Source organism: Dellaglioa sp. CoH-57-MRSF-22 (assembly GCF_056781895.1).
The window spans coordinates 1-248 of sequence record NZ_JBXAXT010000249.1; the positions used below are offsets into that span (position 1 = coordinate 1).

Annotated in this window: 1 protein-coding gene; it reads left to right on the plus strand. The window is 55.6% G+C overall.

Going from position 1 to position 248, the window contains the following annotated elements:
• Positions 1 to 248: hypothetical protein (locus AC1RPR_RS08965; protein ID WP_481763600.1), on the plus strand; the 248-nt coding region annotated here is incomplete at both ends.

Consider the following 248-nt stretch of genomic DNA (forward strand, 5'->3'; position numbering starts at 1 on the left):
GTTTCAGGCGCGGCTCGATGGGAATTCGGCATCCATCATCCGGACCGTGAAGCTGGCAGGTGATGAGGCGGAACGCGTAAAGGACGGAGCAGTTAAGGACCACAGTATGTCCTGCGATCTCTCGAAAGCTGGAATCGATCCGCGCAGTGTGTACGATGTGGTTGTCAACGCGATCCGCCAGTACCAGCCGGACGCTGTTGTGCTGGAAACTACCGATCTGATTGCTGATCTGGGATTTAATGATGCGC